This is a genomic window from Chitinophaga sp. CCNWYY40, from assembly GCF_037483205.1.
In the GTDB taxonomy this organism is placed as follows: Bacteria; Bacteroidota; Bacteroidia; order Chitinophagales; family Chitinophagaceae; genus Chitinophaga; species Chitinophaga ginsengisegetis.
Map to the genome: position 1 here is coordinate 763,773 of NZ_JBBHLF010000003.1, position 22,567 is coordinate 786,339.

Sequence of the window (22,567 nt, forward strand, 5' to 3'; positions counted from 1 at the left end):
GATAGGATCTTAGTTAAACTCAAACAAGGTGGATTTACGTCTCACTGTTGCTTTGTCCATGCCTTCCGCCTGTAGTAATGTATGCCAGTCGTCGCCTAATAATTCCTGCAGGTTACTTTCCAATATGGCGAGATCTTCCGGTCCCCGGATCTTTTCACACAGGTGCACTGCCATCGCGGCCGCATGCAGGAAAGTTGATTGCCTTCTTACTTCCCGTTCCAGGTAGCTGCCGCCGGTCATGGACAGCAACAGGTTTTCAAAGGCCGTATTCAATTGTCCCAGTTCATAATGCAGGTGCCCGCAAAGCCGGTATCCTTCCATGATCATAAAGGCATCGCCTTTATTTACGGCTTCCAGCGCCAGTGCTTCATACAGTGCAATGGCCTGTTTTCTTTTCTTCCTGCCGGCCAGTATAGCGGCGTGGATCATCACGCAGGATTTCCAGGTAGGATAGCCTGCCGGATCATTCCTGTCCATCAGCTGCCTGGATAACCGGATGGCTTTATCTGCATATCCCGCGCTCTTATCAGATTCACGCGCCATGAAATACGCCTGGGCAGCTATCATCATACCGGCTACTTCGTGGGGTTCACCGCCCATTTTTTTACTGAGTGAAAGCAGTGCTGATACTTCCTGATCCAGCGCAGGTGAATCGGGTTGTGTAGTGCAATCCATCACTTTACGGATCTGTTTACGGAAACGTGCATCTACACTGATGGTGTCGGAATTGCCACCACCTTTATCCATTTCGTGATTAATGGCCGCCACCATTTGCAGGGATGGCTGCAATACTTTTACCTGGTTGGAAAATATTTTGGGAATAGTGATACGGGAATTGGCCACTATATCTATGGTAACAAGCCGGATACCTTCCGGCAATCCTTTTTTCAGCACATCCGCGTACCATGCGCCGGCATCGGGCTGGTCGGGTCTTAAAGCGGGAAAATAAATGCAGCAGCCGGTATCTTCCAGGCTGCGGATGCAGCCCATAAAACGCCGCAGTTCCTTCCAGATACTTTGTGCTGTTGGCGGCAGACTGCGGTCGGGATGATAATCTGTTTTCAGCAGGCCATCTTTTTTCATGGCGGCGTACACATCATATTCTTCGCGTGGCAGGGGTTCAAACCATTCCAGGAATTCATTCCACAGCGCTTGTTCATATGCCTGGTGATCTTCCTGGTAAGGGGAATCAAATCTGAAAAATATCTCTTTAAAAACACCAATGGCAGTGCGTTCGGTTTCCAGGAATTTATCAATAATTTCCACGTCGGCATATTGTATCTGCCAGATGGCCAGTTTCCATTGGTGATCACTGTCGGCGGTAGCCCATGTTTCCCTTACTTTATAAAACTCCTGCCCGATAGTTGGTGAGGTTGTCATAAGTGAGCTTTAAGGATCAGGAATTTATTTTCACCAGCCCACCGGATACTATTACATCGCCATGCCCGCTTACGGTAACATCCTTTGTACCATTTACCATAACGGAGGCGCCGGTAACGTTGGCATTTTTACTGCCGGAGGCAAGCAGGTCTTTCGATATCAGTGTAAGTGAGTCGCCTCCTTTCACTACGGCATCCTTACTGTTTACGGTGACCGTTTCAGTGCCTTCCAGGTAGATGCCTTTCTTGGCAACAATAGAGCCCTGTTCAGAGGCTGCGATGCTAAATTTCTCGGAGGTTATTTCAACTTCTTTGGAAGATATTGACATTTTTGTTTTGGAGAAGAGCGACATTTTATCTGTGCCATCGATGAAGATGGTATTACCGGCTTTATCTGAAACGGTAACGCTGCCGTCGGCATCATTCAGTAAAATGGAAATACCGGTGCGGGTGCGGATGGCTTTCATGTCGTTGTTGGCGGTGCCAAATCCCGATTTGCCTTCCCCGTTGTAAGTGGTTCCCAATACGAAGGGGAGTTCGGGGTTGCCACCTTCAAAGTCCACCACTACTTCTTCTCCTTTTTCCGGTACCATATACATGCCTTTGCTGCCACCACCGTGGGGTGCCACCACTCTCATCCAGGGCGTCATGCCCTGTTGCTGCCATTTGAAACGCGCTCTTACACGCCCGAGGTCTTTAGGATCATGATTGTCTACTACTGTGGCACTCTGTGCTTCACAGAAGGGGATATTTTCCAGGTTCACCGGCGGAACGGCCGCATCTGCCGGGATACCTTCAAACTCGTTGTAATAGTCGCCGTTGCCGGTTACATGATGGGTAAGCCCCCAGATCATGAATTTCCCGTGATCATCTTTTGCGTATACACTCTCCTGGATGGAAATATGATCCCCAACCCGGAGCGAGGTATGCCTGCTGCTGCCCTTCAGTTGCACCATAGCGGCCATACGTCCTTTTTTTTGCCGGGTTACCAGCGTATCCAGTTCTGCTTTGGCGTTGCTGGTAAAGGCGTGGTTCATTTTATAGGTGGAGGGGGTACTGTATAATTTTTCGCTTAGTCCCTGTACATGTGAGGTATAATCGTTGACTTTCCCGGCAGGCTGCGCCACTGTGGTATTTTCCACCACTTTGTTGTTCCGGTAGTCAAATCCATTCAACTGCTGATTATTTGGCTGCACTTTCATTTCGAGGTCGAAGCTCATGAGGTCAACCAGGTGTACCAGTGATACCTCACGGGGTTGGTATTTTCCAAAAACCACCTGTTGCCCGTTATAAAAAAACCATTCCCCGAAACGTTCTGAGAGCCGGTGCAGGAAATCGAACGATGTTTCTTTGTACTGCACAATATATTTCAGTGGCGATGTGGTATTGGGATCTACCAGCGGACGTGATACGTAGGGACCACCCGCTTTCAGCGTAGTGTTCACAATAGCGCTGAGGTCCTGGTTTTCAAACGTCTGTACATGCAGGTCGTTACTCAGCAAAACGGTGGGACTGTATCCGCGGATCACGCAAAAACCATGTGTACCATCGCTTTCTTTTCCGGAGCTGACAGACATTACAATGCCATTGAAAATAAGCGGTTCGTATGTTTGTAATTGTTCAAAAGCCTGTATGGTGATGCTCACTTCTTTTCCCAGAAAAGCTTTGGTAGCCGACACCATACCGGGGCCCAGCTCCTGCAGCCAGTCGTAGCCTATTTTCAGCTCAAAATGATGATGTCCCTGTAACTGTTGTTCCAGGCGCAGGGAATGAAATTGTTTAAACTGTTTGTCAGCAATAGATACGGTTGTTATGGTATGTAACATATACAGGGGGGCTTTTAATATTAATATGGTCCTATATCTGATCTGAAAAAGCTGGATGGGCGCTGCTGTACGGGCAGATCTCATCTCAAAAAACACCTGAAAAACGGGTTAAGGAAATCCTAGTTAACAAAATTAAATTTAAGGAAATTTATATTACGACTCTCTCATTTTATCTAAATGGAGAAAATATTTTCGGGGGTATTTTGGGGAGATGATCCTGAAGTACGGATTCCTATCTACATGTTGTAACATCCGCCTGCTTACCAGGATCATCCATTCTTCTTATCAGGGTTTTTGTGGTTGTATCTGTAATCCGTAAATATCTTTTAAGCGCAGCAGGCAAAGCTCTTCGCCCGATTTTGGAACGCCGATCACCATTTCGCAGAACAGCTGCAATTCCTGTGAAATAACGGTGCAGTTATTTTGCTTCACCACCATCATTACGTCGTTCATAATGGTGTAATCAAAGCTGAGATGATATTTGGCTTCAATGTTTTTCTGGATCACGGGGATGAGTTGCAGCACCATGGCTGCGCTCATTTTGTACGCATTGATGAGTCCGGGTACGCCGAGCAGGCTACCGCCAAAATAACGCACCACTACAATGAGCACATCCGTAATTTGTTTACTGTCTATTTGCCCCAGGATAGGTTTGCCTGCTGAGCCGGAAGGTTCTCCATCGTCGCTGGCGCGGAACTGGAGCCCGGCGGTGCCGAGGCGGTAAGCATAACAGTGATGGGTGGCCTTTGGATGTTCCTTTTTCACCTCTCCGAGGCATTCTTTTACTTCCTCAGGCGATTTAACGGGAAATGCGTACGCGAGAAATTTGCTGCCTCTGTCTTTAAATTCTGCTACTGCTGTTTTATCAATTGTAAAATAAACCTCCATCAAAATAATTTAATACGCGCTTAAAACTACGCGGGATGATAAAAATCGATACGATCGCCGGCTACCTGTAAGGTATGCGTGAGCGATGCGTTGGTGAGTACCGGCGCTGCCAGTCCTTCCGGCAGTGTATCCGTACCCGTGATAACACGCGCCTCATCCCACAAACCGGCTGCAATAAATTGCTGCAGCACATTGCTGCCTCCTTCCACCAGGATGCTCTGGATCTGCCGCCGGTGTAACTGCTGCAACAGTTGCGGCAGCAGGGCGGTATTGAAATCGAGCTGCAGGGTTTCGGTAAGACCATGCGTTTCCGCCGCTGTGGCCGTGATGAAGATAGTAGGAATGCTGCCGTCCCATACGTGATGGGACCTTGGCACTTTCAGCTCCCGGTCAATGATCAGGCGCACCGGGTCTTTCCCCGTCCACAGCCGGTTATTGAGCCGGGGGTTATCATTTATCGCGGTGCGGGTGCCTGCCAGGATACCCATTTCCTCGCTGCGCCATTTGTGTACCAGGCGGTCGCTGTATTTATTGGATATCCGCACGGGCGCCCCGCCGGCGCCGGCGATCAGGCCATTGCTGCTCTGCGCCCACTTCAGTACAATATAAGGGCGTTGTTGTTCATGAAAAGTAAAAAAACGGCGGTTGATTTGCCTGCAGGCCGCTTCCAGCACGCCTGTTTGCACCTGTACACCGGCTTTCTCCAGTTTTTCGATGCCCTTTCCGGCTACAGCTGAAAAGGTATCCACGCAACCAATCACCACCTGCCGGATGCCTTGCGATACTATGAGATCCGCGCAGGGCGGCGTTTTACCATGATGCGCACAGGGTTCCAGGCTTACATACATGGTAGCCAGCGGAATGAGCGAACGTTCTTCCGGCGCCACGCTGTTCACACAGTTCACTTCCGCGTGGGCTTGCCCGTATTGCCGGTGATAGCCTTCCCCGATGATACGCCCCTGGTGTACCAGTACGGCTCCCACCATTGGATTGGGCGCCACCTGACCAGCTCCCATAGCGGCCAGTTCGAGGCAACGCTGCATATAAAATTCATTGAACGTGCTATTCATAATCACCGGGCGAAGTAATATTTTTGCAAAAGTATCGTTTTTAACGAATGGAAAATGCCGCTCCCCCAGGTTTGCACTTTTCCTGTCACATGCCTTAAACTGATTATATTGACTATACAAACGGCCTTTACCTATATTACGGGCGCCATCAGTGAACTATATGATGAGCGGGAAGCCGCCAACATTGCACATATCATAATGGAATACCTAACGGGTATGAGTAAACTGGACCGGATTGTTCACAAAACAAAAATCCTTTCCCCCGATCAGAAGCAACGTCTCCAGGCGGCCATAGAAGCCCTGCAGCGCCATGAACCGGTACAATACATCACCGGTACCAGCTGGTTTTACGGCATGGAACTCCTCGTAAATAAAAATGTATTGATTCCCCGTCCGGAAACGGAAGAACTGGTAGAATGGATGGTGCAGGACGCCGCACACCGCCACCGGCTTCACCTGCTGGACGTAGGCACCGGCAGCGGATGCATTCCGCTGGCATTAAAAAAATCATTGCCGGATGCACAGGTATCTGCCATAGATGTGAGCGAAGGCGCGCTGGAAGTGGCGCGCAGCAATGCTGCACGCCAACGGCTGGATGTTGGGTTCCTTCACCTGGATGCGCTGAACCCGCAACAGATGGCAGGCTTACCGGAGTTTGATATGATTGTGAGTAATCCCCCCTATATCACGCAGAGTGAGCAAACCTCCATGCAGCAGCGGGTTTGGGACTTCGAGCCGTCGCTGGCCCTGTTTGTTCCGGATAATGATGCGCTGCTGTTTTACCGGCATATCTCCGAAATGGCGCACTCCAGGCTGGTTTCCGGCGGCGCCCTCTATTTTGAAATCAATGAAGCGCTGGGAAAAGAAGTGGTAGCGTTAATGGAGCATATTGGGTTTACACAAGTAACACTGAAGCAGGATATGTTTGGGAAAGACAGGATGGTAAAAGGAAAGAAGATATAAATAAAAAAACCTGGTGGTATGATACCACCAGGTTCTGTATAAGTTAAAGGCATTATTACTTATGTGCGGTGGCCAGCACTACTTTGGCCCCCATCTCCCTGGCCACTTCCATCACACTCACCACGTCTTCCACCGGTACAGATTTTTCCGCATTGATAACAATGGTGGGATCAATCTTTTCATTACCGATAGAAGGCGCCAGCGCCTGTTTCAGGTGGTCAAAGGTCACTTTATTGGTGCCTACAAAAAACTCGCGTTTATCGTTGATACTGACTACTACTGTTTGTTTCGACTTGGTATTGCTCTTCGCTTTGGGCAGCAGCAGTTTAATCACATTCGGATTAGCCAGGGTGGAAACAATAAGAAAGAACAACAACAGAATGAACAGAATGTCATTCAGTGCTGAGTTGTGCATTTCCACCTGTCTCTTATTTCGTCTGCGTAAATTCATGAGGGTGGTTTTAGCGGGTTGGTTCCTGCAAAATATCGATGAATTCAGCAGAAGCGCCTTCCATCTTGTTTACTACCTTGTCTATCTGGGCATTCAGGTAGCTGTAGCCGATGAAAGCCACGATACCGATAATTAACCCGGAAGCAGAAGTAATCATCTTTACATAGATACCGCCGGCAATGGTTCCCAGTGTGATATCAGAAGTAATGGAGATATTGAAGAAAGTCTGGATCATCCCTGCAATGGTACCGAGGAAGCCGAACATGGGAGCAATACCTGCAATAATAGACAGGATTACCAGGTTCTTCTCCATCCGGTAAATTTCCAGTTTACCCACATTCTCCATCGATTTTTCAATATTTTCAATAGGCTTGCCTATGCGCTGAATTCCTTTCTCAATCATACGGGCAATGGGTCCGTAGGTGTTTTTTGCCAGTGATCTGGCAGATTGCATGTTCCCCGTGGTGATCTGATCACGGATCATGGGCATAAAGTTATCAGGCAACCGGCCGGCTTTACTGATGGTGATGGCTCTTTCCACAAATACATATACAGCTATCAGGGAAAGTATCCCCAGTGGGATCATCAGCACACCGCCCTTCATCAGCATATCTATCAGATGAATTTCCGGCGCCGGGGCTCCGGCAGCACCGGCTGCCAGGGCTGCTGAATCAGCCGGAAGAGACGATAAAGAATCCTGTAATAACGTAATAAAACCTAACAACATGAACTATATTTTAACGGGTGCATAAGTAGAACACTACTATAAACGGTTAAAGTAATAAAATATTTGCGAATGTGCGCGGCAATATTTATGCCTTCTCTTCCCAAACCTGTGCCAGATACACAATTGTTTGCACCGCTTTCTGCATATCCTGTATGCTTACGTATTCATGTTTGCTGTGAAGCGCCATTTCACCGGTAAAAATATTGGGACAGGGAAGCCCCATAAAAGACAGGCGGGAACCATCGGTACCGCCCCGGATGCTCATTCTCAGGGGTTGTACGCCGGCGCGGCGGATGGCTTCCGCTGCATTGGCTGTTACTTCGGGATGATTTACCAGCACCTCTTTCATATTGCGGTACTGCTCTGTTACTTTCAGCGTAGCCTTTGCGCCATGATGTTTTGCCAGCACCTTTTCCATGATCCTGCGCAGGAAAGTTTCATGCGCTTCGAGGTGGGCGGTTTCAAAATCACGTATAATAAAATCGATTTCTGTTTTTTCTACGGTGCCCTGTATACGAACCGGGTGGATAAAGCCTTCGCGGTCGTCGGTGGTTTCAGGGGAAAGACTGTCTTTCGGTAACGCATCTACGATTTCGCCGGCTATTTTGATAGCGCTTACCAGTTTATCCTTTGCGGAACCGGGATGGGCGCTGATGCCATAAACCGTGATCCTGGCGCCATCTGCCGAGAAATTCTCATCTTCCAGGGAACCCAGTTCTCCACCATCCATGGTATAACCAAAATCGGCGGCCAGCTTCTTCATATCCACTTTTTCCACACCGCGGCCCACTTCTTCATCCGGGGTAAACAGGATACGGATGGCTCCATGCTTTACTTCGGGATGCGTCATCAGGAAATTGGCGGCATCCATGATTTCGGCCACACCGGCTTTATCGTCTGCTCCCAGCAGTGTGGTACCGCTGGCAGTAATAATATCGTCGCCTTTTTTACTGGCCAGGTAAGGATGTTCTTTTGCGCTGATCACTACTGTTTCGTCATCGGGCAAAACAATATCGCCGCCATCGTATTGGTGGTGTACAATCGGCTTTACACCAGTGCCACTGCTGTCTGAAGAAGTATCCACATGTGAACAAAAGCAGATCACGGGTACTTTTTTGTCCGTGTTGGCCGGGATGGTGGCATACACATAGCCATGTTCGTCCAGTTCTGCATCGGTAATACCCATTTCCTGTAATTCCTTTACCAGCAACCGGGAAAGATCCTTTTGTTTTTCCGTGGTAGGAAAAGTGTTGCTCATCGGGTCCGACTGTGTATCTATCTGTGCGTAACGCATGAAGCGTTTATCTACTGTATATGAGTAATTTGTAAACATATTGCAAACGTAAGGAAAATCATCTTCACACTTCTGCCGTAGATTATTCTGTTTTACCATCTCTCACAATATCCAAAACAGTAATTTATTCTTCAAAAGTCTATTTTTTTAAGACAAAAAACCAAAATTATAGGGTATGATCGAACAAAGATCTAATAATGATAGGTTTGTGTAGAATAAAATACATCCTATATATGCTTACCAACATTCCAGGCTATCCGAGAATAGGTAGCCAGCGGGAGCTGAAAAAAGCCTGCGAAAATTACTGGGCCGGAAAAATTTCCCTGGAGCGTCTTGAGCTAACGTCAAGGCAGCTACGAAAAGAGAACTGGAACGGGTTACAGGAAGCCGGTATTGACCTGATTCCCTCCAACGATTTTTCCTGGTACGACCAGGTACTGGATATGTGCATGACCCTGGGCGTAATTCCTTCGCGTTTCAAAGCATTACAACAAACATTCGCCAACCCGGGTTGCCCGGAGCTGTATTTCGCTATGGCAAGGGGTTACCAGAAAAATAACTTCGATATCACTGCCCTGGAAATGACCAAATGGTTTGATACCAATTATCATTACCTGGTACCTGAATTTGAATCCGTTCAGCAATATACCCTGCACCAGCCAAAGTGTGTGGAAGAATTCAAAGAAGCGCTTAGTCATGGCATCACCACCAAACCCGTACTCATCGGGCCTGTTACCTTTATTTTATGTGGAAAAATTAAGGGAGATGACCTTACGCACACCCAGCTGCTGGAAAAACTGCTGCCCGTTTATATCGAATTGTTAAGATCCCTTCAACAGGCTGGCGCTACATGGATCCAGCTGGATGAACCTTTCCTGGTGACCGACCTGGACCCCGCCACCAGAGACCTTTACCACGCCGCATACACCGCTATAAGCCAGGCATTACCTGCGCTCAGCATATTACTGACTACTTATTTCGGTGCGCTGGAAGACAATACCACCCTGGCTTTGCAGCTGCCGGTGCAGGCGGTGCATATCGACCTGGTAAGGGCTCCGGAGCAACTGGATGCCGTACTGGCGGCTCTCCCGGCAGATAAATGGTTATCGCTCGGCGTAGTGGACGGTCGCAATATCTGGAAAAATGATTACGCCGCTTCCATGGCGCTGATTGAGAAAGCGATACAGCAAATCGGTGAAGAACGTGTACTGCTGGGCACTTCCTGCTCCCTCCTGCATGTTCCCTACAACCTGGAAGATGAAACCGCGCTGGACCCGGAAGTAAAACAATGGATGGCTTTTGCCAAGCAGAAAGTAGCTGAAGTGATAGCGCTGAAGCACATCATAGCAGGCGATGCCTCCCTGCTCATTGATAATGAAACAGTCATGAACAGCCGCAAAATATCTTCCAGGATACATCAGCCGGAAGTGAAAGCCCGGCTGGAAAGTGTTACCACAGCGGATACACAGCGGCACAGCATCTTCCCGCACCGTCAGAAATTACAGCAATCGGTATTACAACTTCCGCTGTTTCCAACCACCACCATCGGCTCATTCCCGCAAACCACGGAAATAAGACAACTCCGCGCCGATCTTAAAAAAGGGATCATTACGCCGGAAACTTATAACGCGGATATCCGTAACGCTATCACGGAAACCATTTACCGCCAGGAAAGCCTCGGGCTGGATGTGCTGGTGCATGGCGAGTTTGAGCGGAATGACATGGTGGAATACTTTGGGGAACAACTGGATGGATTTGTATTTACCCAAAATGGCTGGGTACAGAGTTACGGCACCCGGTGTGTAAAACCCCCGGTTATTTTTGGAGATGTACAACGGCCGGAACCCATGACCGTTGCCTGGAGCCGTTTTGCACAGTCGCTGACCAGCAAGCCTGTTAAAGGCATGTTGACCGGCCCCATCACCATTCTGCAATGGTCTTTTGTAAGAAATGACCAGCCGCGTATGCAAACCGCTATGCAAATTGCACTCGCCATCCGTGATGAAGTAAAAGACCTGGAAGATGCCGGTATTACCATCATACAGGTAGATGAGCCGGCGCTCCGCGAAGGGCTGCCACTGCGTAAAGCACAACGCGCTGCCTATCTCAGTGAGGCGGTGAAAGCCTTCCGCCTTGCGGTAAGTACGGTGGATGATTCCACCCAGATCCACACGCATATGTGCTATGCGGAATTTAATGATATTATAGCGCACATCGCCGCGATGGATGCCGATGTGATTACCATAGAAACATCGCGCTCACAGATGGAGTTACTGGAAGCATTTGCAGGATTTAAATATCCGAATGAAACCGGTCCGGGTGTATACGACATCCACTCCCCAAGAGTGCCGGCAATAGCGGAAATGGAGGCATTACTGCATAAGGCGGCTGCCTTACTGCCGCTGCGCAATATATGGGTGAACCCCGACTGCGGGCTTAAAACGCGGAAATGGCCGGAAACAGAAATGGCCTTGCGTAATATGGTTACCGCCGCAAAAAATGTGCGATTGGCGATGAGCAACTAGTGCCGGGCTTTTAGTAAATGCAGCGAAAATCATCCGCGCTGCATTTACTGAATGCAGCCTAAAATCCGTAATTTTAGGACATGGCATGTCATGAAACCGTAACCTGTCCGCGGTGCGAACGCACCTTTGAATGCCGCGTAGGCACCATTCTACGCTGTCAGTGCCAGGATGTGGTGTTAACCGAAGAAGAGCGTTATTTTATCCAGCAAAACTATAGTGGTTGTCTTTGCGCAGATTGTTTGCGCGATATGAAAGCAATGTATCAGCAGACATAAAAAATTTACGGATGCAAGGGTAGTTTTATCAACCAGTTCCTGCATCCGTAAATCAAAAAAATACCTGAATATTATACGATTTCAACCAGTTCGAGGTCAAATACCAGGTCTTCGCCAGCCAGCGCGTGGTTAGCATCCAGGGTAATAAACTCGTCGCCGATAGCAGCTACTTTTACCTGGAAAACCTGTCCCTGAGGGTTGCTCATCTGCAATTCCATACCTACTTCAGGATTCAGATCAGCCGGGATATTTTCTTTTGGAAAATCCATGATCATTTCATCACTTTTGGGACCATATGCCTGATCAACAGGGATATGAATGGTTTTCTTGTCGCCAACTTTCATGTCCAGCACACCATTCTCAAAACCTTTGATAACCATACCGGCACCTACCTTGAATTCGAGCGGAGCTCTACCTTCGGAAGAATCAAAAGTAGTTCCGTTCGTTAAACGGCCGTGGTAATGCACCTTCACTGTATCCCCGTTTTTAACAGTTTGCATAAAAATTAATTGTTTAGTGTTAATAATTACGCGCAAGATACAAAAAGCAGCCATAATCCGCACTTTTTGATACAGTCAATAAAGCTTTGCATTATCTTAACGGTATGAACCGTATTCTCCTTCTTTGCGTCCTCCTGGCAGGGTGCATTTATGAAACCTCCGCACAATATGCGGAACATGTATTGCCAGGCGCCACACAAACGGCGCGTTACCTTCCACTGCTGAAAAACAAGCGGGTAGCCATGATGGTGAATCAAACCGCCACCATCGATAATACGCACCTGGTAGACTCCCTGTTAAAACTGAATATAAAAATACAGAAGATCTTCAGCCCTGAGCATGGCTTCCGTGGCAATGCTGGTCATGGTGAAAAAGTAGCCAACAGCGTTGATTCTGCTACCGGTATTCCCATTGTGTCGCTCTACGGGCAACACCGTAAAGCTACCGCAGCCGATCTGGAAGATGTGGACATCCTGCTGTTCGACATCCAGGATGTAGGCACCCGCTTTTTTACTTACATCTCTTCCCTGCAGGAGCTGATGGAATCCGCAGCAGAAAATAAAAAAACGCTCGTAATACTGGACCGTCCTAATCCTAATGGCGACTATGTAGACGGTCCCATCCTCGATACCGCGTACCGTTCCTTTATAGGCATGCAACCCATCCCCGTGGTACATGGCATGACCGTTGGTGAATATGCCCGGATGCTGAATGGAGAACACATGCTCCGCAAAGGCGTACACTGCGATATTAAAGTGATTCCCTGTGAAAATTATGACCACAAAACATTTTACCGCGTACCCATCAAACCGTCGCCCAACCTGCCCAATATGGCCGCTATCAACCTCTATGCCTCCCTCTGCTTTTTTGAAGGTACCGCACTTAGCCTGGGACGTGGTACTGACAAGCCTTTCCAGGTATATGGCTCACCGGCTTTTCCAAAAAAGGGTTACTCATTTACGCCCCGCGCCAGCGCTACTAATCCAACACCGGTGCTGAAAGACCAGCTGTGCTACGGCTTTGACCTGAGCGATGCCCCGGAAGCAACTCCCCACGCAGGCCGTAAAATTGAACTGAAATGGCTGCTGAATGCATATCGCATGTTCCCGGATAAATCTAAATTCTTCATTCCCTTCTTCAGCAAACTGGCCGGTAACACCATACTGCAACAGCAGATCGTGAAAGGTATGTCTGAAGCAGAGATCCGCAAAAGCTGGGAACCCGGACTGGCGAAGTTTAAGATAATACGGGCCAAATACCTGTTATACTAAAAAGCAAAGGGGAATGGCTTTCCGTCTTCCCTCTCGCTAAAATCCGCGAAAGGTCGTTATTTTTGCATCCTATGAGTAAAGAGCTTCGCATTGTTTTTATGGGTACTCCTGATTTTGCAGTGGCATCCCTTGATATATTAGTACAGAACGGATTTAATGTAGTGGGTGTGATCACAGCACCGGACAAGCCCGCCGGTCGTGGATTACAGCTGCAGGAGAGTGCAGTAAAACAATATGCAGTGAGTAAAGGACTCACTGTTTTGCAACCGGAGAAACTGAAAAATCCTGATTTCATTGCTGCCCTAAAAGAGCTGAAAGCCGACCTTCAGGTAGTAGTGGCTTTCCGCATGTTACCTGAAATAGTATGGAATATGCCTCCCGAAGGCACCATCAATGTACATGCTTCGCTGCTGCCCAATTACCGCGGCGCAGCACCCATTAACTGGGCTATTATCAACGGCGAAAAAGAGTCCGGCGTTACCACCTTCAAACTACAGCATGAAATAGATACCGGCAACATCCTGTTCAGCGATAAAGTAGCTATCCGCGACGATGAAACCGCCGGTGAACTACATGATGCCCTGATGCAAACAGGCGCCCGCTTACTGCTTAAAACTGTACAGGCTATTGCCACAGGCAACGTACAGGAAACGCCACAGGCCAATATCCCGGCAGCGGAAATAAAACATGCGCCAAAAATTTTCAAGGAAACCTGCCAGATCAACTGGAACCAGCCGCTGGACAGCATTTACAACCTGGTACGCGGGCTTAGCCCCTACCCTGCTGCGTGGACTACTTTCCAGGGAAAAACACTGAAAATATACAAAGCCCGTAAGGAACATACCACACCGGCAAAAGCACCGGGCGATTTTGATACCGATCAAAAAAGCTATATCAAAATAGCAGCACCAGACGGTTATCTTTACCTGGATGAAATCCAGCTGGAAGGCAAGAAGAAAATGGATGTGGAAGCGTTTCTGCGGGGGTATCGCTTTTAGGCCGGGGAGATCGCCTTCGGCGATGGAAATTGTCCTGGAGCAGGATTACGCTGATTATACTGATTTATTGGATTTGATCATATTTGATTTTAAAGATTAAGGGAGATAAAAGTGTGTATCCACTTCTATCTCCCTTAATCATTTATAAAAATCCAATAAATCAGTATAATCAGCGTAATCCTGCGCCAAGACAACATCCGCGTTAATCCTCGTAACTCAGCTCGCAGTAAAACTTGGTTTCATTGCTGCCGAGTGCCTGCATCGCACTGTCGCTCAGTTTGATGATAAGGCCTGCATTGGCTTTCATCTGCGGGATTACGTCCAGTACTTTTGCGTATACGGCTTTGCCATTCAGGGGATTGGTTACCTTGATGATGGTGCCACGTGGTGCGGTGTTATGCAGCGCGTAATATTTACCTACAGCATTGCTCTTGAACCAGGTACCGGGGCCTTTTTCAGAAGTCGTTTTTTTGCCGCCGTTGGTTTGCTGCTCATACAACTGTTCAAAATCGGTGCTGCTGCTAACAGGAGCGGATTTAACCGGCGTGGGGGCAGGAGTAACCGTTTCTGTTGTTTCTGCTGCAGGGCGGGCTTCCGGTTCTTTTTCTTTCTTAGGCGTTTCCTTTACTGCCGGAGGCGGTGGTGGTGGTGGAGATAAAGTAACCACCGGTTCTGCTGCCGGGGTAGCTTTTTCCTTTACTTTTTCAGGACGGGGGGCAGCTTCAGCAGCGGCGCCACCAGCTTTCATAAAGCCCACAATCAGGTAGCTGTCTTTTTTCAGTCCATCTCCGGAAAAACTATTCCACTGACGGATATTATCCAGCGGTACTTTGTTATAGTTCACACTCACACGGTATAAAGTTTCCTTATCGGATACTTTATGATATACCGGCTTGCCGGAGGCATCTGCTTTCTGTGAAAAGTTGGCAGCGGTGAGAGGGATATGCAGCTTATGACCCAGCTGTAATCCCTGTTCCATATTCACTTTATTGGCGGCCGCAATTTCTTTTGGCGGTAAGCCATAAGCACGGCTGAGACTATAAAAATTTTCTCCTTTTTTAACAACATGGGATATGTAGAGAGCGGGGGAAGTACCTTGTACCTCCAGCGTGTCCTGCGCTTGCGCCGCTACTGCACTAAAACCAAACAAGACGATTGAAAGAATCGATTTTATCATACTAACTCTGTTTATGATGCAGCAGAATATCTTAAATTTTATCTGCTATTTCGGGCAACGAATATATGCGTTAAAATTGACAAAATTATTTAATAAACCAAACGGAGAAAATCCCTTTTTGTTGTGGCTGCCGTTATAAAACGGCGCCCCCGTTGGCACTGTATTTCAAAGTTAGTATCATTCCCGGATAAATAGCAGTCGTTTATTCTTTACAATCCTGTAATCTCTTTCAGGATGCGCAGCTCTTTCGGATAGTAGTTGTTCATGCGGTTGGGTAATATTTTTGCCCAGCCGAGGTTCATGTCCTCATATCTTACCAGCGCCCAGCCCCGCACCCGTGTGCTCATTCCCGGATCTTCCTTGCGCAGGTATTGCAACGCCTGCCGCAAATCCAGGGAAACTACCGGCAGCTCATCGGATACTAATGTGCTGGCTGCCAGCTGATGATCGGGGATCAGTTCTTTCGCGCTGGGATGACCCGCTTTTACACCCGCCTTGCGAATATACAATTGTTGCCGCAACAATGGTATTTCTGCTGCCACAGAAGGTGGCAAAATCAATACTTCCTCCTGGTGCATGAAATACTGGTAATCGTCAGGCATGTTTATCCAGGGAGTAATTACCTCCTGCTGACGGGCAGTGAGTGCAGTTGATTTATGTTGCTTCGGCTTACGCGGGGTTTCGCTGCTGCGCTTACGGAAAGCTGCTATAAAAAATCCTTCTCCCTTCAGCCTGTCGGGGTAAAACCGGTAACCGGTGCAATTTCGTTTGTGCGTTACCGTTGCAACAATATTCCATTCGGGGTTCAGTGTAACCGGGATATTCTCCAGTTCAAAATGATCGGCCAGCCAATCCAGGATTGCTTCATCTTCTTCTGCAGAAAAAGAGCAGGTGGAATAAATAACAACACCGCCTTCTTTTACCGATGGCAGCACATCTGCCATAATCCTTTGCTGCCGCTGGCTGCAGAGCGTTACATTCTCCGGCGACCATTCCTCCACCAGCTCCGGATCGCGGCGGAATAAACCGGAGCCGGAACAAGGGGCATCCACTACCGCCAGGTCGAAGTAACCAGGCAGCCTTGAAAAATCACGCGGATCATTATTGCTCACCACTACATTTGCAGCGCCCCATTTTGTGAGGTTGTCTGTCAGCAGCGCGGCCCGCGGCTTGATCACCTCGTTGGCCACCAGCAGGCTATCCCGGCTGATCAGGGATTGCAGCAAAGTGGATTTACCTCCCGGAGAAGCGCAAAGGTCCAATACCTTCAATGGCTGTGTAAGATCCACCGTTGCACGTACCATCTGTTCCAGGAACATAGAGGAAGCCTCCTGCACATAGTAGGCGCCCGCATGAAAATAAGGATCAAATGTAAAGGAGGGCCGCTCCGGTAAATAATACCCATCCCTGCTCCAGGGAACCGGGGTGGCGCCGGTGGCCGACAGGGATTGCAGCACAGCGGCCGTTCGTTCCGGCGTTTTTATTTTATTGGGATTCAATCGCAGTGAAGTAATTTTTTCGGCGGCGGCATGCACCTGCTCAAAAGTTTCCCGGTTATAACCCGGAAGTCCCGCTAACGAATCTAGTAGCGCTGCTGGTAATTGACTGGACAAAGGAATTTTTTTTCCGCAAATTTAGCAAAAAATGTTTTATGCGGGAATAGCCGGGGAGAAGGTTTTCTTTCCGGCTCACACCTCCTTGATGGCGGAAAGCAGCTCCTGCAACACCTTCTTTGCATCTCCAAACAGCATGGATGTTTTGGGTTGGAAAAAGAGATCGTTTTCGATACCGGCATATCCCGGTTTCATACTGCGTTTATTGACGATCACTACTTTCGCGTTTTCAACTTCCAGGATAGGCATCCCGTAAATGGGACTGGCGGGATCGCTCTTCGCTGCAGGGTTTACCACATCATTGGCACCCAAGATCAATACCGCATCGGTAGTGGGAAATTCAGCGTTGGCATCTTCCATTTCCAATAACTTCTCATAGGGAACATCTGCTTCTGCCAGCAATACATTCATATGCCCTGGCATACGGCCCGCTACCGGGTGAATAGCGTATTTTACTTCCACGCCCTTTTCTTCCAGCTGCTTCTCCAACTCATGACAGGCATGCTGGGCCTGCGCCACCGCCAATCCGTACCCTGGTACAATGATCACTTTATTGGCATATGCCAGCACTACAGCGGCATCATTCAAACTGATTTCTTTATAATTACCCTGCTCCTTCCCGGAGGCCGCAGCACCTGCTGCACCACCGCCAAAAGAGCCTATCAGCACGTTTTTCAGGGAACGGTTCATGGCCTTGCACATGAGGATGGTGAGGATAGTTCCGGCCGAACCTACCAGGATACCGCCCGTGAGCATCACCGGGTTGCTATACAGGAACCCGCCACAGGCTGCGGCTACTCCGGTAAATGAATTCAACAGGGAAATCACCACAGGCATATCCGCCCCACCAATCGGCAGCACGAATAACACGCCATAAAACAACGCCAGCAGGAAAACAACGTAAAACACAATCAGACCTGTTCCCGGCGAAACACCAAAGATACACACCAGCCAAACGGATAACCCTACTATCAGCGCCAGTACACCCATGTTGAGGAAATGCTGGCCATTAAAGGAAAAATCCTTCACCTTTCCGGTGAGCTTTCCCCAGGCAACAATGCTGCCCGCGCAGGATACCGCGCCAATGATGAGACTCAGCAAAATGATGATCACCATTCCTTTTGAGGCAGACGACTCCAGTAACTGAAGTGCCAGGTGATCGTCGGAAACAGGTGCGTATAAATTCTTTATCAGCTTGATCAGGTGGTCAAATTCCACGATAGAAATAAGCGCAGCACATGCCCCGCCCATTCCGTTGAACATACTTACCATTTCCGGCATGGCCGTCATCTTCACCTTCTTTGCAGACAACACGCCGATAACACCACCGATAACCAACCCGGTAAATATCCAACCATAATTATGCAGGGGGGCATCGTTTACCCGGTAGAGAAAGATAGTGCCGAGAATGGCCAGCGACATTCCCGCAGCGGCTACCAGGTTGCCTTTGCGGGCAGTATCCGGTTTACTTAACATTTTCAGTCCGAGGATAAAAGTAACAGAGCCGATCAGGTAGATAATTGATAAAATGCTGGATCCCATAAGTATTATGCTTTTAGCCGTTAGCTTTAAGCTGTTAAACAGTTAGCATCTGTCTGCCGTAAAAAAAAACAACAGATAACGGTAACCCTTTACCAGCTATTTCTTTTTTCCTTTGAACATTTCCAGCATACGGTCGGTTACCACAAAACCTCCTACCACATTGATCGTACCCAGGATCACCGCCAGGAAGCCGATGATCAGCGCGGGATAATTATCCGCTTCCGCCTTCCCCATCACAATGATAGCCCCGATAATTACAACGCCGTGAATAGCGTTGGCGCCGCTCATCAGCGGTGTATGCAATACAGACGGCACTCTCGAAATCACCTCTATTCCTAAAAAAACAGACAGGATAACGATGTAGATAAGATCGATATGCTGGTGAAGAAAAGTTAAAATATATTCCATGTCAGACAGGTATTTTACGATCTCGACTACTAAGCTGGCTGCATCAGGTTTTTCACACGGTCGTTCACAATTTCACCGTTGTGTGTAATACAGGCGCCTTTCACAATATCATCTTCAAAATTCAGGTGCAGTGCTCCTTCTTTTGTCAGTATCAGTTTCAGGAAATTGAATAGATTTTTTGCATATAGCTTACTGGCGTCGGCCGGCATCGTAGCGGGCAGGTTGGAATTTCCGATGATGGTCACTCCTTTGTACTGCACGGTTTCATTGTTCTTTGTAGCACTGGTGTTACCGCCCGTGGCGGCGGCAAGATCCACAATCACGGAACCGGGCCGCATACGGTCCAGCATTTCATTGCTTACCAGTACCGGCGCTGCTTTACCCGGAATTTGCGCAGTGGTGATCACAATATCTGCTTTGGCAATGCTTTCCCCAATACGCTGCTGTTGCTGCTGCTTATATGTTTCGCTTTGTTCAACCGCGTAACCGCCGGCGGAGGAAGCATCTGCGGCTCCTTCCACTTCCACAAATTTGGCGCCCAGGCTCATTACTTCTTCTTTCACAGCGGGCCTGGTATCAAATACTTCCACTACAGCGCCCAAACGGCGGGCGGTGGCAATAGCTTGCAAACCCGCTACACCGGCGCCCAGTATCAATACTTTGGCGGGAGCAATACTGCCTGCTGCGGTCATAAACATGGGGAAATAACGGGAATAGCTATACGCTGCCAGCAATACTGCCTTATAACCGGCGATATTGGCCTGCGAACTAAGCACATCCATTACCTGCGCACGGGTAGTGCGGGGGATAGTATCTAAACTGAAAGCGGTGATATTACGGGATGCCCAGTACTCCACTTCGTTTACGCGGTACAGTGGTTGCAAAATACCGGCGATAATTTTTCCCGGAGGGATCTGGTCTGTTATCTCTTTTGACGGAGGCTGCAGGGTAAAGATGATATCTGCTCCGGCGAGGATGCTGGCAGCTGTTTTTATTTCCGCGCCCGCCTGCATATAGGCGTCATCGTTATAAAAAGCATGGTCGCCGGCTCCCTGCTCCACCCACACGGTCACCGACATTTGCTGCAGTTGCTTTACTACTTCAGGGACGAGAGACACCCTGGTTTCGCCGTTTTTTTCTTTTAAAATTCCTGCAATCATCTGGTGGAAATTTATAATGGAATTTAAAGAAAAAACGGCAACAACGAACTATTTTTCTGTTTAATTTTTCTTCAGAGAAGCGGCCAAAGCAGCGGCATGTTGCAGTAAAGCCGGGATGGCTACGCCTTGCAGGTAATTTCCGGAGATATGAATGCCCGGATATTTTTTTTCAAAGTCTTTTACAGCATTCCGCAACTTAACATGACCTATATTCAGCTGCGGGATGGCCTTGTTCCATGTACTGAACCGCTGCATCACCGGTGGGGCCGACAGGTGCAGTAAAGAGCGTACTTCCGAAACTACCTGCTGCTGCAGGGTTTCCGGGGGCATCTGGTCAAACAGGCTTTCCTGCCTCGCACCTCCCAGGAATACGGTAAACAGGATTTTGCCCGCGGGGGCTTTATCCGGGAAGATAGCAGAGTTGCAGATAGCGCCGAGGAAATGCATATTTTCCGCATTGGGCACCAGGAAGCCAAAGCCTTCCAGCGGCTGTGGCAGCGCGGCGGCGTCAAAGCCCAGGTGCAGCACACCCATGCGGGGGTAGTGAATGTTGTTTAATAAGGCTGCGGCAGCCGCATCGAGGTGGGTAATGGTTTCTGCCGTGCTGTATGCCGGGGTGGTCAGTACAACTTTTGAAGCGGTATAGCTTTCTGATACCCCGTTTTCCACCGCACTCACAATATATCCGCCATTGGCGGCAGTGATGCCGGTTACGTTGCAGTTAAACCGTACCGGGGTAGTCAGCAATTGATGTAAACGGTTTGTGAGCAACTGGTTGCCGCCTTTGAAGCTGATGATTTTCCGGCCGCCCATAGCGCCCTTATCTTTCATCAATCCTTTGGTAACGCTGCCGTATTCCCGCTCCCACCGCGGGAGTGCGGGCAATACTTCCGCTACGCTCATCAGGTCGGGATTACCGGCATAAATGCCTGATAACACCGGGTCAAAAACATATTCGGCAATCTCTTTATTAAATCTTCTTGTTACAAAATCACTTACTGTTTCTTCTCCTGCTACAGTGGCCGGTTTACGGAAACGCTCTGTAAACAGCCGCCACTTGCTGCCGCGGCTCAGATAAGGAGAAGCCATGATTTTGAAAGGATGTGGGGAAACCGCATGTAGTTGGTGTCTTCTTACCAGGAAGCGGTTTTTGCTGGCGGCGCTGGCCTGCAGAATTTCTTTATCAAGACCCAGTTCTGTAAAATACTGCAGCAGTTCCGGCGACGCCGCGATGGTGTTGGCGCCTGCATCCAGCTCAAAGCCATTTTCCCGTATAGATTTCATTACACCACCGGTATGATCAGAAACCTCCAGTACCTGGTATGGCACCTGCAGTTTCTGCAATTCATATGCAATACTCAGCCCGGACAGACCGGCGCCGACAATCAATACGGGTTGATCAGACATATGATAAATTTAAACGGCTTCAGTTGCGATTATCTGCGTGCAATATTTAACCACAGCTTTTACCCATAACGGGTGAATATTCAAACACGGAATCATAGTAAAAGATTCGCCGCCACTGTTCAGGAAAGAATGTTTTCCTTCTACAGCTATCTCCTCCAGTGTTTCAAGGCAATCTGAAACAAAAGCAGGACACACGATGAGCAGTCGTTTTTTGCCTTCAGCCGGCAGTGTTTCCAGCAAACCGGCGGTGTAGGGCTTCAGCCATTCTTCACGGCCCAGTCTTGATTGAAAAGAGATACCCCATTTTTCCCGCGGCAGTCCCAGCTTTTCCGCTACCAGCTCAGTAGTAACCGTGATCTGGTGACGATAGCAATAATCATGTGCGGGTGACTTTACATGACAGCAGTCATTTACCTTCATGCAATGCGCACCGGTTGGATCGGCTTTACGCATATGCCTTTCCGGTAATCCATGATAACTGAATAATACGTAATCATAGTCCTGCTGAAGATATGGACGCATGCTTTCAGTAAGTGCATTGATATAATCCGGTTCATCATAAAACGGAGGCACTACCGACAGCTTGAATTTATATTTTTTCTTTTTATAGACTTCCTGCGCGTATTCCACGGCTGTTTCATAAGAAGACATGGCATAATGCGGATACAGGGGCAACAGCACCACTTCTTTCAGACCAGGATTTTGTTTGAGCAGGTTGTCGTAAGCCACCTGCGGATGCGGGTTACCATAACGCATGGCTATTTCCACCGGGATTTCCATGTCGTTCTGCACCGCCATCTGCAGCTGCTTTGTTAAGGCTACCAATGGCGATCCTTCTTCCCACCAGATAGATTCATAAGCCCTGGCAGATTGCTCCGCACGTTTTGGCACAATGATACCTTCAATTAAGATCTTGCGGAACAACCACGGATAATCAATTACACGCTTGTCCATCAGGAACTCATTCAGATAACGCTTAACATCCGGCACGGCGGTAGAATCAGGCGATCCGAGGTTCATTAATACTATTCCAACATCAGATTTAGATACCATTTCTTTTAAATTGGTGCAAAAGTAAGCAAAAAGCCGAAAG

Annotated in this window: 20 protein-coding genes; 5 read left to right on the forward strand and 15 right to left on the reverse strand. The window is 48.5% G+C overall.

From position 1 onward, the window contains the following. Positions 1–9: 9 nt before the first annotated feature. From V7S65_RS13530 to ribD, 4 genes are all read right to left on the reverse strand, one after another. Positions 10–1,380 carry a hypothetical protein gene (locus V7S65_RS13530; RefSeq protein ID WP_336386782.1) on the reverse strand — a complete coding sequence of 457 codons (1,371 nt, stop codon included), beginning with the start codon at positions 1,378–1,380 and terminating at the stop codon, positions 10–12. Between the two features lie 16 nt (positions 1,381–1,396). Next, positions 1,397–3,205 (reverse strand): type VI secretion system Vgr family protein, encoded by a 1,809-nt coding sequence (locus tag V7S65_RS13535; protein ID WP_159454324.1) that lies wholly within the window; start codon positions 3,203–3,205, stop codon positions 1,397–1,399. 285 nt (positions 3,206–3,490) lie between these two features. Then, positions 3,491–4,093 carry an IMPACT family protein gene (locus tag V7S65_RS13540; RefSeq protein ID WP_079470395.1) on the reverse strand — a complete coding sequence of 201 codons (603 nt, stop codon included), beginning with the start codon at positions 4,091–4,093 and terminating at the stop codon, positions 3,491–3,493. A 26-nt stretch (positions 4,094–4,119) separates the two neighbouring features. Beyond that, entirely contained in the window at positions 4,120–5,163 is a 1,044-nt protein-coding gene (gene ribD / locus V7S65_RS13545) for a bifunctional diaminohydroxyphosphoribosylaminopyrimidine deaminase/5-amino-6-(5-phosphoribosylamino)uracil reductase RibD (RefSeq protein WP_336386781.1), read from the reverse strand. Positions 5,164–5,271: 108 nt separating this feature from the next. Here ribD and prmC point away from each other — a divergent pair, with 108 nt between their 5' ends. Beyond that, positions 5,272–6,126 carry a peptide chain release factor N(5)-glutamine methyltransferase gene (gene prmC / locus V7S65_RS13550; protein ID WP_159454325.1) on the forward strand — a complete coding sequence of 285 codons (855 nt, stop codon included), beginning with the start codon at positions 5,272–5,274 and terminating at the stop codon, positions 6,124–6,126. 55 nt (positions 6,127–6,181) lie between these two features. On the opposite strand, the gene V7S65_RS13555 is transcribed toward prmC, so the two are convergent. The 3 genes from V7S65_RS13555 to pepT form a co-directional block, all read right to left on the reverse strand. Next, positions 6,182–6,577 carry an ExbD/TolR family protein gene (locus tag V7S65_RS13555; protein ID WP_079470398.1) on the reverse strand — a complete coding sequence of 132 codons (396 nt, stop codon included), beginning with the start codon at positions 6,575–6,577 and terminating at the stop codon, positions 6,182–6,184. Positions 6,578–6,587: 10 nt separating this feature from the next. After that, positions 6,588–7,304, reverse strand: coding sequence for a MotA/TolQ/ExbB proton channel family protein (locus V7S65_RS13560; RefSeq protein ID WP_079470399.1), 717 nt, complete (start codon positions 7,302–7,304; stop codon positions 6,588–6,590). Between the two features lie 85 nt (positions 7,305–7,389). Beyond that, positions 7,390–8,637 carry a peptidase T gene (pepT, locus tag V7S65_RS13565; protein ID WP_336386780.1) on the reverse strand — a complete coding sequence of 416 codons (1,248 nt, stop codon included), beginning with the start codon at positions 8,635–8,637 and terminating at the stop codon, positions 7,390–7,392. Positions 8,638–8,831: 194 nt separating this feature from the next. Here pepT and metE point away from each other — a divergent pair, with 194 nt between their 5' ends. Together metE and V7S65_RS13575 are read left to right on the forward strand one after the other, a co-directional pair. Further along, positions 8,832–11,123 (forward strand): 5-methyltetrahydropteroyltriglutamate--homocysteine S-methyltransferase, encoded by a 2,292-nt coding sequence (gene metE, locus V7S65_RS13570; protein ID WP_336386779.1) that lies wholly within the window; start codon positions 8,832–8,834, stop codon positions 11,121–11,123. 80 nt (positions 11,124–11,203) lie between these two features. Then, entirely contained in the window at positions 11,204–11,398 is a 195-nt protein-coding gene (locus V7S65_RS13575; protein WP_079470401.1) for a cysteine-rich CWC family protein, read from the forward strand. 71 nt (positions 11,399–11,469) lie between these two features. On the opposite strand, the gene V7S65_RS13580 is transcribed toward V7S65_RS13575, so the two are convergent. Further along, entirely contained in the window at positions 11,470–11,898 is a 429-nt protein-coding gene (locus V7S65_RS13580) for an FKBP-type peptidyl-prolyl cis-trans isomerase (protein WP_079470987.1), read from the reverse strand. 104 nt (positions 11,899–12,002) lie between these two features. Between V7S65_RS13580 and V7S65_RS13585 the strand changes: the two genes are divergently transcribed. Together V7S65_RS13585 and fmt are read left to right on the forward strand one after the other, a co-directional pair. Then, positions 12,003–13,169 (forward strand): exo-beta-N-acetylmuramidase NamZ family protein, encoded by a 1,167-nt coding sequence (locus V7S65_RS13585; protein ID WP_336386778.1) that lies wholly within the window; start codon positions 12,003–12,005, stop codon positions 13,167–13,169. A gap of 71 nt (positions 13,170–13,240) precedes the next feature. Continuing rightward, positions 13,241–14,167: a methionyl-tRNA formyltransferase gene (fmt, locus tag V7S65_RS13590; protein ID WP_336386777.1), complete on the forward strand. Its 927-nt coding sequence runs from the start codon at positions 13,241–13,243 to the stop codon at positions 14,165–14,167. Between the two features lie 202 nt (positions 14,168–14,369). Here fmt and V7S65_RS13595 read toward each other — a convergent pair whose 3' ends face one another. The 7 genes from V7S65_RS13595 to hemH form a co-directional block, all read right to left on the reverse strand. Continuing rightward, on the reverse strand, positions 14,370–15,344 hold the full coding sequence (locus V7S65_RS13595) for a LysM peptidoglycan-binding domain-containing protein (protein ID WP_336386776.1): 975 nt from the start codon (positions 15,342–15,344) through the stop codon (positions 14,370–14,372). A 209-nt stretch (positions 15,345–15,553) separates the two neighbouring features. After that, a complete protein-coding gene (locus V7S65_RS13600) occupies positions 15,554–16,957 on the reverse strand; it encodes a methyltransferase RsmF C-terminal domain-like protein (RefSeq protein WP_079470405.1) in 1,404 nt (467 codons plus the stop codon). A 75-nt stretch (positions 16,958–17,032) separates the two neighbouring features. Next, positions 17,033–18,499: an NAD(P)(+) transhydrogenase (Re/Si-specific) subunit beta gene (locus tag V7S65_RS13605; RefSeq protein WP_336386775.1), complete on the reverse strand. Its 1,467-nt coding sequence runs from the start codon at positions 18,497–18,499 to the stop codon at positions 17,033–17,035. A gap of 96 nt (positions 18,500–18,595) precedes the next feature. After that, positions 18,596–18,907, reverse strand: a complete 312-nt coding sequence (locus V7S65_RS13610; protein ID WP_079470407.1) for an NAD(P) transhydrogenase subunit alpha — start codon at positions 18,905–18,907, stop codon at positions 18,596–18,598. Positions 18,908–18,936: 29 nt separating this feature from the next. Then, on the reverse strand, positions 18,937–20,067 hold the full coding sequence (locus V7S65_RS13615; protein ID WP_111577702.1) for a Re/Si-specific NAD(P)(+) transhydrogenase subunit alpha: 1,131 nt from the start codon (positions 20,065–20,067) through the stop codon (positions 18,937–18,939). 60 nt (positions 20,068–20,127) lie between these two features. Continuing rightward, positions 20,128–21,474, reverse strand: coding sequence for a protoporphyrinogen oxidase (gene hemG, locus V7S65_RS13620; protein ID WP_336386774.1), 1,347 nt, complete (start codon positions 21,472–21,474; stop codon positions 20,128–20,130). A gap of 9 nt (positions 21,475–21,483) precedes the next feature. After that, the gene (hemH, locus tag V7S65_RS13625; RefSeq protein ID WP_079470410.1) at positions 21,484–22,527 is read right to left on the reverse strand and encodes a ferrochelatase; all 1,044 of its coding nucleotides are present in this window, start codon (positions 22,525–22,527) and stop codon (positions 21,484–21,486) included. Between the last annotated feature and the right edge of the window lie 40 nt (positions 22,528–22,567).

Excerpts from the sequence above, each read along its gene's own strand:
- V7S65_RS13530 (WP_336386782.1), bottom strand. The coding sequence starts at position 1,380 with ATGACAACCTCACCAACTATCGGGCAGGAGTTTTATAAAGTAAGGGAA.
- V7S65_RS13535 (WP_159454324.1), bottom strand. The coding sequence starts at position 3,205 with ATGTTACATACCATAACAACCGTATCTATTGCTGACAAACAGTTTAAA.
- V7S65_RS13540 (WP_079470395.1), bottom strand. The coding sequence starts at position 4,093 with ATGGAGGTTTATTTTACAATTGATAAAACAGCAGTAGCAGAATTTAAA.
- ribD (WP_336386781.1), bottom strand. The coding sequence starts at position 5,163 with ATGAATAGCACGTTCAATGAATTTTATATGCAGCGTTGCCTCGAACTG.
- V7S65_RS13555 (WP_079470398.1), bottom strand. The coding sequence starts at position 6,577 with ATGAATTTACGCAGACGAAATAAGAGACAGGTGGAAATGCACAACTCA.
- V7S65_RS13560 (WP_079470399.1), bottom strand. The coding sequence starts at position 7,304 with ATGTTGTTAGGTTTTATTACGTTATTACAGGATTCTTTATCGTCTCTT.
- pepT (WP_336386780.1), bottom strand. The coding sequence starts at position 8,637 with ATGTTTACAAATTACTCATATACAGTAGATAAACGCTTCATGCGTTAC.
- metE (WP_336386779.1), top strand. The coding sequence starts at position 8,832 with ATGCTTACCAACATTCCAGGCTATCCGAGAATAGGTAGCCAGCGGGAG.
- V7S65_RS13575 (WP_079470401.1), top strand. The coding sequence starts at position 11,204 with ATGGCATGTCATGAAACCGTAACCTGTCCGCGGTGCGAACGCACCTTT.
- V7S65_RS13580 (WP_079470987.1), bottom strand. The coding sequence starts at position 11,898 with ATGCAAACTGTTAAAAACGGGGATACAGTGAAGGTGCATTACCACGGC.
- V7S65_RS13585 (WP_336386778.1), top strand. The coding sequence starts at position 12,003 with ATGAACCGTATTCTCCTTCTTTGCGTCCTCCTGGCAGGGTGCATTTAT.
- fmt (WP_336386777.1), top strand. The coding sequence starts at position 13,241 with ATGAGTAAAGAGCTTCGCATTGTTTTTATGGGTACTCCTGATTTTGCA.
- V7S65_RS13595 (WP_336386776.1), bottom strand. The coding sequence starts at position 15,344 with ATGATAAAATCGATTCTTTCAATCGTCTTGTTTGGTTTTAGTGCAGTA.
- V7S65_RS13605 (WP_336386775.1), bottom strand. The coding sequence starts at position 18,499 with ATGGGATCCAGCATTTTATCAATTATCTACCTGATCGGCTCTGTTACT.
- V7S65_RS13610 (WP_079470407.1), bottom strand. The coding sequence starts at position 18,907 with ATGGAATATATTTTAACTTTTCTTCACCAGCATATCGATCTTATCTAC.
- V7S65_RS13615 (WP_111577702.1), bottom strand. The coding sequence starts at position 20,067 with ATGATTGCAGGAATTTTAAAAGAAAAAAACGGCGAAACCAGGGTGTCT.
- hemG (WP_336386774.1), bottom strand. The coding sequence starts at position 21,474 with ATGTCTGATCAACCCGTATTGATTGTCGGCGCCGGTCTGTCCGGGCTG.
- hemH (WP_079470410.1), bottom strand. The coding sequence starts at position 22,527 with ATGGTATCTAAATCTGATGTTGGAATAGTATTAATGAACCTCGGATCG.